Origin of the sequence: Flexibacter flexilis DSM 6793 (assembly GCF_900112255.1) — a bacterium.
Taxonomy (GTDB): Bacteria; Bacteroidota; Bacteroidia; order Cytophagales; family Flexibacteraceae; genus Flexibacter; species Flexibacter flexilis.
The window spans coordinates 24193-37411 of record NZ_FOLE01000008.1 but is presented as its reverse complement, the minus strand read 5'-3'; the positions used below and the strand labels follow the sequence as shown (position 1 = coordinate 37411).

The window sequence follows — 13219 nt, the reverse complement described above, 5'->3', positions numbered from 1 at the left end:
AATTTTAGAACAGCGACAAAATTTTGGTCTGAAACGTCTGGCTACTAAACATTTGCAATTGCTCTTTGGCTTTGGCCGAAAACGACAAATAAGCGTCGCGGTTGTCCAAGAGTTTATGCAAACATTTATTGACGCTGTCCGTGTCGCGGCAATCGGCCAAAAAGCCCGTTTCGCCATCGCGTACCACTTCCGTAATGCCACCGACAGGCGGCACGATGGCAGGCAAACCATAAGCCATTCCTTCCAAAACAGTCATGCCGAAGGTTTCGACCCAAGCATCAGGGCGCGAAAGATTCAGTATCACATCGGCCCATTGGTAATGCGGGTGCATATCCGATTGCGCGGCCAAAATTTCCACGTTGGGCGGTAAAATGCAGTTTTTGAAAAAAGATTTAATCTTTGGTTCGGAGGCATTGAGCACCAACCGAAATTTTAGATTTCTGTTTTTTTCGGCCAATTTCATAAACTCAAAAATGCCTTTGTAAATTTTGAGAGAACAGGCCATTAATACATGTTTCATAGCGGTTGGCTTGTCAAATTCGGCGGCTTTTTGGGCAAAATGCTCATCCAACGAATTGTAAATCAAATAGCTATTCACTTGTTGTATTTTGTGGGCTTCTTTCACAAAATCTGAAACATTCACAATTTCGGAAGCCATCTTTTTGGCCACACCTACCAAAAAATCGCGCAATAAGGGCGGGCTAATACTGCTTTCGTGTACGTGATACACCACGCGGCAACCACGCAAACGCGCTGCCAATGCCGCGCCATACGGCAACAGCGTATTAATGTAAACGGTATCTTTTTTATCCAAAAAAAAGACCAAGTACACGAACAAAATCATTTGGGTGAGTGTATAGAAAAATAAACGAAAAATTGGATTTGCATCATAGTGATACCATACATTTACTTTCTTAACACCCTGAATATCTGTAAGAAAACCTTTGTTATTGAACGACGAAAACAAATAAACTTGGTGCTGATTGTCCGCCAAAACGCGCAGAGCTTGCGCCAGAATTTTGGGGCTGCCGCTAAAATCGTTTAGCAAATGGCAGGCAATAATACGTGGTTGCATAGGAGTAATAGTAGTGGTGATGGAAAAAATTATTATTTAAAGTTTTTCGTAAATTTCTTGTAACTGCCTGCCGCGCACGTCCCAATGAAAGTGGTTTTCAAAGCGTTTGCGAGCCGCCAAGCGCATGGCTTTTCTTTTGTCGGGGCGTACAAAAAGCGTGGTTAGTGCGTTGCCCAATTTTTCGACAGTGCTCTCATAGCTACTAATCGGCACGGCAATTCCGCAAGTCCCGTCGATAAATTCGCCCGGCCCGTCGTTGTCCAGACACACCACAGGCAACCCAAACGACAAGGCTTCGGCTACCACCATGCCCGCGCCCTCGTGCGAAGGGAACAAAAACACAGAGGCCATTTTCATCATTTCCAGCAGTTCTTGGCGGTCTATCCAAGAGATAAACTCTACATTTTCAACTACTTGCAACGACTCGCACAAATCCATGAGGGTATGTTTTTCTTCGCCGCTGCCCACAATCTTGAATTTGCAATTGGCTCTTTGGGCGGCTGGCAACTGGTGCACAAATTGCGCAAAAGCCGCAATCGCTAAATCAAAACCTTTGAGCGGCACAAGTCGGCCTGCCGAAATAACCGTGAATTGCTCGGTGTCGGGCTGCACAGGCAACCAACCGCAATCTTGCGTAGCCACCGACGGCACTACCGAATATTTGGTTTCGGGCAACTGCAATTGCGTCGAAACGCCCGCATTCATGCACAAAATATGGTTGGAATTGGCGATGGTATCGTTGAGGCCAGTCGATGCGTTCCAAAACGATTTTTTGACAAGCCACGTAAGCTCATCTTTGAGCCAATACAAGCGCGAATAAGATTGTAAATATTGAAACGGAATGCGGTTGTGATGGCCAATTGGTCCCCAAACAAACGGCTTTCCGAATTGCCACAAATACGAGGGAGTCCAGTCGTTATGAAAGTTCAGATTATGTACAATATCAAACTGAATATTTTGTTTGCGAATAAAATTAATAACGCCTTTTTGCCACATCAAATAATAAATCATGGCACCTCTGCTACCTTTTTTCCAAAAACGCGCCCAAGCTGGCAAATCGAAATACAAAAACTGAATATTTTGGTAAAAGTCAGCGGGATTTTCGCGCATAAATTTATCAATATATGGGCGATTATTTTCGCGAGTAATCGCAATTACACGGCTGAAACGTGCCATTTGTGCCACAAAATTCCAGCCCATTCCATCTTCAGAACCTTTGTAAGGATTGATGGCGTATGCAGTTGCTAATATGGTTTTCATGGTTTGAGTGTGTTTTGTTAGTAGTCAATAGATTTAAAATACAAACCGTATATCATTTTATTTAATCCATTGGTATATATTCGGCGTTTCGAGTTTTGAGCAAACGCGCTGGCACGCCACCAATTACGCTATTGTCAGGGAAAGATTTGGTAACCACCGCCCCCGCCGCAATCACGCAGCCGTTACCGATGCGCACGCCGTCCAGAACCGTTACTTTACTGCCAATCCAGCAATTTTTCCCGATTCGGATACCTTGCCGCGTTACGCCCTGAAAGCGTATGGCCGCGTCAGGGTCGTCGATGATGTGGTTTTCGGGGTGGCAACTAAAGTACTGACCTACAATGGTTTCTGCGCCAATTTCCAAGCCACCAGCACCGCCCAGATACGCAAACTCGCCAATGCCGACGTTGTCGCCGATGCGGATAAACTCGCCAATGTGGTTGAGCGTCGTGGAAACTACCAGCCTGCTATACGCCCCAATGCTCACGTTATCGCCGAGCTTGATGCCCTCCACGCCCAAGGCGCGTAAGTAAACGCCATCGCCCAATTTCATGAATTTGCCAAACTGAATCCCCGCCAAATTGAAGAACTTTACGCCCTTGCCCAACAAGGCCATTTTTGGATTTCGGAGATAAAAACACAGTATGCAACCTCTCCTAAAATTCGCGATTTGTTCCCAAATAAATGCTAAAAGCATTGCACCCGAAAGGTGGGCATCAAAACGAAACTTCGGGTTTCTTTTTCTGATAATATATTCTAATAAGCGTGTCATGGTTTTCGGTTGTTTTTGTTCAATAAAAAATTAATAAGCAAGATTTTTAATTTCGCCCGAAATATGTTGCAAAGTATGGGGCAAATGATTGTTTTCTAAAGCAATATATTTTGCATTTTTATCTTTAGAAAGCGACTCAAATAGTCCCAAATAATCGGAAGTAAGTGAGCGAATTGTATTTTCGTTTAATTCTTGTTTTCGCTTCAAAATTTCTTGTGCTTGCGCATACAAAAAGAAATTTAATTCTGGTTTTTTGAGGAAGAAATAACCCATTTTCAAAAACCATTTTGGCAAATAAATATTGCTGCGTTTGGAATCGTTGATGAAGTCGAAATAATAGCGGTCGTACAGCACAATGTAACCACGCAAAATATATTTGAAATACACCACGAATTGCCCAAACAGATAATCTATGTAGTAATAACCAAAGCGGAAAAGCGAACTAATCACGCTGGTATTTTGGCCTTGGCGCGGCAGCGTGTTGGCCGCGATTTGTTCGGCTTGGGTTTTGCCGTGTTTGTAGGCACTGAGAATCGGCAGAAACGATGGCCTGTGGCGCAACACCACTACTCTACGTCTGAATTTTTTGTCCAGCTCCTCGCGCAAATGCGCAATCACCGTCGATTTTCCTGCGCCGTCAACGCCGCTAAACGTTACCGTAAAGCCTTTGGTCGTGATGAGCCTACTGGCCACGTCCAACCAATATTGTACTTTACACAAAAACGCGCTAAAACCCTGATTATAAATACGTTTTTGCAAATAGCGTGTCAGGCGTGCAGGGTTGGCGCGATCGCCCAGATACAAGCCATAAATTTGATTGTCGAGCGAAGAGCGGCTTTTTTCCAGAAACTGACTGTAATGCAGGTATTTGAACGGGATTTGTGATTTATTTAATCCATAAAAACAACCCACAAAAACCGCCGTGTAATACGGGCTTACGTGTCGGATACCTTGCGCATCGGTGTGGGTTTTGGCCAAAACATCTCCCAGCAAGCCAAATTGTGTGTATTTGCGTCGCCATTGGTGAATAAAATCCACGTGCAAAATACCTCCGTCGCGAAGCAAAAGCGTAACGCGCGACACGGTAAAACCTTTAACCACAATGAGTTTGGCAACCAACGAATGTTTGGAGAAATACGCAAAGGCTTGCAAGGCATCAGCGCGATTCAGGCAAATATCTAAATCCGAAGTAACAGGCAAAAGCTCCACATTAGGCAATTCGAGTTTGAGTGTACCGTATTGTTTGGCCGAAAGCCAGTCGAACAAATCCCTGATAATCAACGGGCGCGTTTGGTGTTTGGCGGAAAGAATATCGCTCAAAGCATCGTTCCAAGTATTGAGCAGCCAGTTTACCTGTGTGTGCCATTGGGCTTGGGCGGCGAAAATCTCCAGTTGATTAAGTGTGTTTAGTAGCAAATACCATTTGAGTTGTTGGTCAATGGAAATTTCCATATCCCCCTGATATTCAGCATAAGTATTGTAGATTTCTTCTTTGATGGCCGCCCAGTTTTTGCGCTCAATCAAGATTCCTTTTTGAACAATAAAATGAATGAAGTCGAAGCCTTCGGGATAAGCCTTGCGGAACAGTTCCCAGTCGTACACGAACAATTTGCCTTGCGCATCCACGAACATATTCCATGGCGTAAAGTCGCCGTGCGCGTAACTTAGCATCAAGTTAGATTGCTCATTTGCAAGGTCTTTGGCCAGCGTGTTGAGTTTTTTGACAATGCCCACAGGCACTTTAGTACCGCCCAACAACTCAAGGCGACGATCCAAATTTTCGAGTTTCAAAAACTTGCTGGTGTTGGCCAAATGCACGCTTTGGTGATGCAACTCCTCCAAAAAGATTTGGTGTGCTGCCCCGAATCGGTCGGTACTGGTTTTTCCTGCGCTTTCGTTGACAAACATCAGAAAAGTGCTGCCCGCAAACGCCACCGAAGGAATGCGTGATTGTGATAAACTAATGTGATTTAAATATGATAGTGTGGTTTTCTCTCGCTCAATGAGCTGTAAGGAGTTGGAGCTAATGGCTTGTTTTACAAAAAAACTTTTACCCTGCTGATTGCGCAGAAACAGGGTAAGTTTTCGGTTGGGGCCTGCCGTCCCCGTGAACACAAAAACATCTGTCCAAGCGTCTGAGCCAACAATTTTATTCATGTCGGCTATGTAGGCCAGTATCTGGTTTTTGGCAAATAACAAATGTTGTAATTTGAAGAAAAAAACAAGGTGATAAAACGCCGCAATCAAGCGAGAACGCCAGTCGGCTGTGTGGTAGAATTTGAGGAAATGTGGTTGAGTGGCTTTTTCATTCCAAAACCAACGAATAGAGCCGTCAGTATTTGGGATGTAATAGAAACAAATTGGAGTAGCTCCTTCTCTGGTTTTTTTGAGGCTAAGGCCTAGCGCAAATAAGAAATCTTCCATTGTATTTAGTGTTTTGTTTGTTGTTGTAAAGGAAAATACCAAAACCTTGCCAATATCACAAAGCACTAATTTTCAATTATTTACAAAAACAAAAACAACATTTTTTTTCCAGAATATGGACAGAAAAATAAAATATGGAAGAATCGCTATACCGTTAGGTCTGGCCGACGCTTGCGCAAATGCACGCGTTGGGCAGGCGTAATGATAGACGAAGCCTTAAAGGAAATATATAAAATGACCAATTGGTAAAATAAAATACCATAGTTGGACTCGCCATAAATGCCAAATTCCGTGAACGAGTTTATCACAATCGGGATGAGCATACTAAACAGCATGAGTTTTTTCTCGTTGTTTTCTGCCAAAATCCCACGAACCGTAAAAACTATCTGAAAAAACACCATCGTCAGGCCAATAAAACCCAGATTCATGAGCACTTGCATAAACGTGTTATGCGTCATTTTGCCAGGATACGTGTGCGTACTCTGAAAAAATTCTTTGTAGTCGATGCGCATAAAACCAAAACCCAAGAGCGGCTCACGAGGCAAACCTTCATTAATGAGAGCTTGCCAAAACGGTAAACGTCCCGTCATGCTCATGACTTCTTCCATGCGTTCGGGGTCGCCGTCTTTGAGTACCACTTTATAAATGGCAATCGGCGAAACCAATGCCATGACGATAATAGCCGCAATTGCAAATTGTTTTTGTTCGGACTGCAACACATGAAACCCTATAATAAGCAAAGCCCCAATCAACGAAGAGCGCGAACCCGTTGCCATGAGGCCATAGAACAACACCAGCAGTTTGACAACCGTCCAGACGCGGCGATGATTTCGGCGAATGTCGAACAGCAAACCCGCCACGCCAATCCCCGCCAACATTCCTAACTCATTGGGATTCATCATGTAGCCACCCAAACGAGCCTCTTCCCCGCCGTGCGTGAGCCGATAAAACGCATCAGGATTCACCCACATTCCTACCACAAAAACCAAAATCAGGAGAAAAGATGTATTGCCGACTAAATTAAACATTCGGATAGGATGTTCTGGGAAAAAGTGGTCGAGCAAGTACAGACTTTTGACAAAATAATAGCAAAACACGAGGGTTTGGGAGGTCATAAACCACTGCAAAGAGCTGTATCCGACATTGGTACTCCACATAAACGAGGCAAAACCAATGAGCAAATAAATACCATAAAACGCACTGGAAAGCGGATTATGCACTTTGAGCGAGTCCACCGCGCCATAGTTGATAATGCTTTTGTACACGTAATACGACGCGTAGAGCATTCCCAAACGGCCAACAACTTTGATGCCTCTGGTAATCACCACGTTTTCGCTCCACGTAAAAAAGCACGCCACCATCAGCAGCAAAATCAAGAACAATTGCCAGTTGGTTTTGGCAAAAAAGGCGGCGTTTCGTTCTTCGCGTGTTTTCGCTTTCATAGACTCTATGTCATGGGGTTTAAATATCAATCAAATTATCAAACCAATATTTTGCATTGAAGATGTCACGCCTAAAGGCGTTAGAATCCTATCTCAATTCCTTTGGCTACCAAGATTTCAATCCTTACGGATTTACCATATTGCATCACAAAGCCTTTAGGCTTGGAATCTTGGTAGTAATGTGTTTTTTGTACGAACGAACGCCGTAGATTGCTACCTGCTTAAACCAAATGACCACGCCTAAAGGCGTTAGAATCCTATCTCAAATTCCTTTGGCTACAAAGATTTCAATCCTTACGGATTTACCATATTGCATCACAAAGCCTTTAGGCTTGGGATCTTGGTAGTAATACGTTTTTTGTACGAACGAACGCCGTAGGCGTGGCATCTTCCATTATTTTTTATGCAAAAACAAAAATTTAACACTCAGGCATACAGCTCTTTGTACTGCTGCACCAGCACAGGCCACGCAAACGCCTGCTTGAGCATGGTTTCGCAATTGTGCCCTAATTGATGATAGCGTTCGCCTTTATGGTTGGCGTGTAGCTCCAACATGGCGCGTTCGAGTTCGTCCACATTTTCGTTGGCAATGCCCACGCCACAATCATATTTTTGGACATAGGCTGCCACGTTGGTGGCTTGCGTAACAATGGCAGGCACCCCGAAAGAAGCAGCTTCCAGCACGGCAGTTGGCAAACCTTCGTTGCGCGAAGGGTGCGCAAACACGTGCATTTTGGAAATGAGCATATCTTTTTCCGCTCCAAATTTTTTACCCCAAAGCGTAATACCTCTAATATTCTTGGTGGCAATGAGTTGGCTCAAAAAATCTTTGCCTTCGCCATCGCCCACAATCCAGAGCTTGGCCGTCGGGACTTTGTACTGAAACCGCTCAAAAGCCGAAACAAGCAAATCCAGCCCTTTGGTATAAACGTCGAGGCGACCCACAAAACCCAGCGTAAAATCAATGTTTTTGGTTACATGAAATACGCTATGCTCCGAATACTCAAAGCCATAAGGCAACAAAAAAGATTTTTGATTGGGGAAAATTTGATTTAACCCACTCACTTCGCTCTCGCCGATGGCGTGAATTTTGCGTGCGCCGCTCAAGAGTTTTTTCTCAAACAAATAGAAATAGATTTTTTTTGCCCAAGAGCTGCGTTGCATCGCGACAGTGTTGTATGCACCGTGTGGCGTGAACACATATTTGATGTCATATTCTTGCATCAGCGTAGCCAACGCACTGAAACGCGGAATCCAGCCGCCGTGCAAATGAAATACGGCATCTTCTTTAGCCAAAATCGCCAGTTTAAGATTGCGGTCTATGCTAAACGGATTCTGGTGCGCCTCAAAAAGCCGCGTAGTGAAATTGCGTGCGGGATAGTCGTGTGTCGGGTCGGGCGTAATGCCCCAAACCTCTACATTCATACCCGCTTTGGTTTGTTCGGTGGCCATGTTATACACCACCTTATTTACCCCGTTGAGGCGGTCGGGGTTTGCCTTTCCTAAAATGATATGAATGATTTCCATGAGAAAAAGCCTTTTTTGTTGTTAAGAGTGAGTTGCCAGAAAACAATCAGAATCAGTTGGGAACTTAGCAGCCCCACCAGTACGCCGATTAATCCGTAATTGGAGAGTAAAAAATCTGAGCTTGATAAAGCAAATATCAACGTGAGTACATATCCATAGAAAAAGTATTCGTTCAGGAGTAAAACCCTGATACTGATGCGAATAGGTTGCGCCAAATAAATAAGCACATAGTTGCAGGCCATGCCCGTAAGCAAAAAGCCGTATTCCATATACACTTCGCCGCCTACCAATTGCATAATTTGTTTTGGGAAAAAGGCCGTCGCCAATAGCACAGGTACAAACAAAATGGCTGCGGTTTGGGTAGTCCGTACCAAATAATGCGCGGCATCGTTGCGGCTTTTGGCCAAAAGCGTGGCCGTAGTCGGCAACACATAATTTTCGAAGGTTTGCAAAAGCACATTCAAGATGCCAAAAAGCGATTGCACCAAACGCAACCCGCCCAACGCCTGCGCACCCAAATAAATGCCCGAAGCCACTACAAACAAATTGCCTGCCCACCATTGCACCAAAGCCGAGCCCAAAAGCCATTTGCCTTCCGTAAAATGCAGAGCCGCAAACCCCGACCATTGGCCGCGCAAACTCCACAGCAAAGGCCGCAACACGAACACGCCATACACAAACGGCAGCACGTAGGCCACTCCCATGAGCAGTAAATACAGATTCAGCGAACCTTTGAGCCAAAACAAAGCCACTAACGCCCCGATTTGCGCCACAGCGGCCAGTATGTCAATGGTCAGCACTTGTGTAGTTCGGCCTAAGGCAATGAGTGTTTTGCGGAAATAATCGTGCATCACAAAGCCCCAAATCAGCGGTAGCACCGTCCAGAGGCTCAACGAAAGCGGCAAAAAGCGATACACCAAGCCTCCTACCAACAAAATCCCCGACAAAACCACCGTTTGCAACCAAAACGAAAAGGAAATATAAGCCCTCGAATCTTTTTGGGCGGCGGCTTGCACCTGTACCACTTGCACCACTATCGCATTTAAGACACTGACAATCAAATACATCGCCAACACAACAGCCGAATATCGACCAAAAGCCGCTACATCCAGCGTGCGAGCCAGCAGAATCGTGAGCAAAAAATTAGTGCCACTGAATACTGCTTGGTCTGCGAGTATCAATATTTTTGGGTTAGAGCTTTTCATCGTTTGAATTTTTTATAAATCTTGACGATAACCATGCGTTTTATTCTTTCTATGTTACCCCAAATACACAAAAGCACTTCTTTTACGAAACTTGGATTATAACCAGACCGATTCAGCGCGAAATGAAAGTTTGCCAATTTGTATTCGTCTTGTATCAGTTGCGTTTCCATTACCCGACTCATCGGGCTGAGGCGAGCATCCAAACACATAAAATTCAGGTCGGTGGCCGCCATCACAGGCAACGTAATGGCATCGCCAATGGGTGCATTTCTTATCAATACTACGTCGTAATCTACTGCTAAATTCGTGAGCCACTGTTTTATTTGCTCCGAAGTGAACGAGTACATATCCTTCACCCTGACAGGCAACTCCCAGTAATAATCTTCTACTTGCGTCGGTGGATTTTGGTGGTTATTCACTTCCCAAACATTTTCCGCAAAGCGAATCAGCAATGTTTTTCTTTCTTGAAAGCAAAAGGCTTGTGCCAAATTTTTAACAATAAAATCCGCGCCTTCGTCTGGGGAAAAATGATTGCAAACAATGATTTGACCACTACTAAACAGCTTTTTCACTTCCCATTGGCCAATCAAATTCAGGAAATACATCGGAATCAAATCTTTCTTGAGCTTGGGAATATTAGCCGAAAGCGGAATCATGGTGTTTTTTTCGATGTTCGACGGTTCATTTACTTTGGCTTTGAGCGTATGCACCACCATAATCAACATGATACTTCCCATCATACCCAGCAATGCCGACACAATTTTGATAATGGCCACGTTCGGCGAAACAGGGCTTTTGCTCACGGTGGCAGGCGTAATGATGCGGTGAAACGCAATGCGAGCGGCGCGAGCGATTTCGGCTTCTATCTTCTTACTGTTCAGGAAATTGTACGATTGTTGGTAAATATCAAATTCCCGATTCATAATCGTAAGCATTTTTTCTTTTTCGGGAACAGTTACGAAAACGGCTTCGGCGGCTTCTATGTCGTCCACCAACTGATTGTATTTGGTTTCTGTGTTGCGGCGCGTGTTGGTAATACTTTCTATCAGATACGAGGTTAGGTCTTTTATCTTTACATCAATGATGCGGACTTTCTCTTCATTTTCGGTGTATTTGAGCAACAAGTCCTTTTTTTCGGCCTGAAGCAACTTAATATTTTTGATAATTTCGGTAGAAAGCAAATCCGTAAACGCCTCAAAATTAGGAGCTAAATCCAAAAAATGGTCTTGCCCAGATTTTACATATTGCTCCAATTGCTTGATGGCATCGAGGCTCATTTTCAGGTTGGTTTGCTGAATTTTGAGCTGCGAGATTTGGCGCAAATCCGTCTCGGTTTCTTGCCTAATGTTCGTGATGCCTTCTTGTTCCCGAAAAGCTAAAATCTTGTTTTCGGTGGCCGTGAGTTGGTCGTTAATGTCTTTGATGCGATCGTTCAAGAAATTAACGGTTACGTTGGCGGCGTGGTATTTATTTTCGATATAATCTTCGATATAAGCCCGCGCCAAAGCATTAGGAAAGTCGGCGGCTTTGTGCGGATGTGAGGCCTTGTAGGCGATGCGAATCACGGGAACGTCTTTGTCCACCGTAATTACATCTAAGTTTTTATCAATTTCGGACAAAAGTTTTTCTTCACTCTTGACGAGCATTTCGTAAGTGTCCGCTACTTTCACATCTTTTTTGGACTGGATATACGAGTAGTTGAGCTTTATGATAATGCGAAAATGCAAGCAACTGAGCGTGTCGCCCATCATGCCAGTAGCAATGTTTCCGTCGGGGCAAGTAATCGTAATTTTTCCCTTTTCGGTAATGACCAGCGGCAACATTACGTCTTTGGTTTTTTCTTCAAAATACAGAATCTGCACCACAAAAGGACTCTCATCGTAGAGTTCATATTTCTTAAAACTTCCCACCCTGTACAGTTCCACTTCAAACGGTAGCTTTTTGATGGCCTTCGTCAGTAGCACGCGCGATTTCATTATTTCGATTTCGGCGGCGAGTTTGTGAGTGTTCGAAAAAACATCTAAGTCCTTGAACAAGTTACTGTTATGTACGCCTTCTTGCGCATCGGCAACCCGCATTTTGGCCGAACTCTCGTACATGGGCGTTACGTAAGTGAGATATTTAGCCGCAATCATGTAGGCAAGCACCATCGCCCCCAAAATAATAGGCCAGCCTCTCAAATAGGGTTTTAGAAAGCTAAAAGAATCTCCCATAAATTAGATTTGGGTTAGAAAAGCCCCATGAAAATGGCGGCGGCAGTTACGGTGGTCGTAAATGGAATAATCGTAGATACCCGCTTGTCAAACTCTTTGTAAGCCTTAGAGGGAACTACCACCACATCACCTGGATACAAGTAAATATTGCGCTTGTCGAAATAGCTGCCCTTGCTCAAGTTGATGTTGGCTACGTGTACGTGAGGCCCTTTTTGCCTGAAAACTTTAATGTATTTGATGTTGGCATAAAACTCAAAACCCTTGCAGCGCGTAATCATATCCAGCAAAGTATTGCGTTCTTTGTCCACTGTAATTACCTGTGGGTCACGCACTTCTCCGAGTATCGTAATTTCTCGGTTCAGCACTTTTACATCTACGATGGGGTCGCGCACCCACCGAGCATAAAGCGTACGAAGCGTGTCTTTCATTTGGGTAATGGAAAGCGACTCAACGTGCATGGTTCCGATACGCGGAATTTCTACATTGCCTTTGCTGTCCACCATGAGCCATTTGCCATATACTTCATTGGAGTTATAAATCCCGTAAGTAGAGCCCACGCTCAAATCGTCGTGTCCCCAGAGGCTAATGGTAATTTTGTCGTCGCGGCGAATATGGTATTCGTAAGAAGAGTCAGCCCAAAATAAGCTATCCAAATCGGCTACCCGATTGCTTGCATGTCTTGCTTCGAACAAGTTAGTAGTTTTGCAAGCCCCAAAAAGTAGTAACAAGAATAAAATAATTACACCGAATCTCAGATTTACCATACTTATGCGTTGCTGTTTGCCTTATAAGAAACCGAACACTGCTTTAAGAAAAGTCGGTTTTCGTTCTCTTAACTTTTCTTTTACAAGTTCAATTCTTTTTAGAACATCTGCAACATTTTCTATCATATTTCCAGATTTTTGTACATAATCAAAAGCCCCATGCTTGAGAGCATCTACGGCGGTCTTGATTTCTTCTTGCGCCGACACCATCACCACAAAAATATTGGGATTCTGGCGTTTGATTTTCCGTAACACCTCATAACCCGAATAAATATCCATGTTATGATCCAGAAAAACGATTTGCGGATTATGATGAATATTATCCAAACACGACACCCCATTTTCGTATTTGTGTACGTCTGTGTAACCAAAATTGTGGAGAATATGCTCCATTAATTCAAGATGAAAAACATCATCATCTACCAGAAATATTTTGTTTTCGACCGTTCTCATATCCGTATAATTTTAAGTTTGGTAAATTAAATGCCATTTTCGTACCAAATAAATAACTATCAGATTATCAATAACTTAAAAACA

The 13219-nt window shown here is 43.8% G+C and carries 10 protein-coding genes; all 10 read right to left on the bottom strand.

Annotated elements, in window-relative coordinates; genetic code table 11:
• Positions 1-4: 4 nt before the first annotated feature.
• The 10 genes from BM090_RS18875 to BM090_RS12790 all read right to left on the bottom strand — a co-directional run bounded on the left by BM090_RS18875 (position 5) and on the right by BM090_RS12790 (position 13135).
• Positions 5-1075 carry a glycosyltransferase family 4 protein gene (locus BM090_RS18875; protein WP_091513689.1) on the bottom strand — a complete coding sequence of 357 codons (1071 nt, stop codon included), beginning with the start codon at positions 1073-1075 and terminating at the stop codon, positions 5-7.
• A 36-nt stretch (positions 1076-1111) separates the two neighbouring features.
• Positions 1112-2335: a glycosyltransferase family 4 protein gene (locus BM090_RS12830; RefSeq protein ID WP_091513684.1), complete on the bottom strand. Its 1224-nt coding sequence runs from the start codon at positions 2333-2335 to the stop codon at positions 1112-1114.
• 61 nt (positions 2336-2396) lie between these two features.
• Complete coding sequence (locus tag BM090_RS12825) at positions 2397-3107, bottom strand: acyltransferase (protein WP_091513680.1); 711 nt, start codon at positions 3105-3107, stop codon at positions 2397-2399.
• 30 nt (positions 3108-3137) lie between these two features.
• Entirely contained in the window at positions 3138-5531 is a 2394-nt protein-coding gene (locus BM090_RS12820; RefSeq protein WP_091513677.1) for a phosphotransferase family protein, read from the bottom strand.
• 146 nt (positions 5532-5677) lie between these two features.
• Positions 5678-6973: an O-antigen ligase family protein gene (locus BM090_RS12815; RefSeq protein WP_091513673.1), complete on the bottom strand. Its 1296-nt coding sequence runs from the start codon at positions 6971-6973 to the stop codon at positions 5678-5680.
• 426 nt (positions 6974-7399) lie between these two features.
• A complete protein-coding gene (locus tag BM090_RS12810) occupies positions 7400-8500 on the bottom strand; it encodes a glycosyltransferase (protein WP_091513670.1) in 1101 nt (366 codons plus the stop codon).
• Positions 8476-9705, bottom strand: coding sequence for a lipopolysaccharide biosynthesis protein (locus tag BM090_RS12805; protein ID WP_091513666.1), 1230 nt, complete (start codon positions 9703-9705; stop codon positions 8476-8478). Before BM090_RS12805 ends, BM090_RS12810 begins: the two co-directional genes overlap by 25 nt.
• Positions 9702-11918 (bottom strand): GumC family protein, encoded by a 2217-nt coding sequence (locus BM090_RS12800; protein WP_091513663.1) that lies wholly within the window; start codon positions 11916-11918, stop codon positions 9702-9704. The genes BM090_RS12805 and BM090_RS12800 overlap by 4 nt, the downstream gene beginning before the upstream one ends.
• A 14-nt stretch (positions 11919-11932) precedes the next feature.
• Positions 11933-12682: a polysaccharide biosynthesis/export family protein gene (locus tag BM090_RS12795; RefSeq protein WP_091513659.1), complete on the bottom strand. Its 750-nt coding sequence runs from the start codon at positions 12680-12682 to the stop codon at positions 11933-11935.
• Between the two features lie 21 nt (positions 12683-12703).
• Positions 12704-13135 carry a response regulator gene (locus BM090_RS12790; protein WP_091513656.1) on the bottom strand — a complete coding sequence of 144 codons (432 nt, stop codon included), beginning with the start codon at positions 13133-13135 and terminating at the stop codon, positions 12704-12706.
• Positions 13136-13219: the final 84 nt, after the last annotated feature.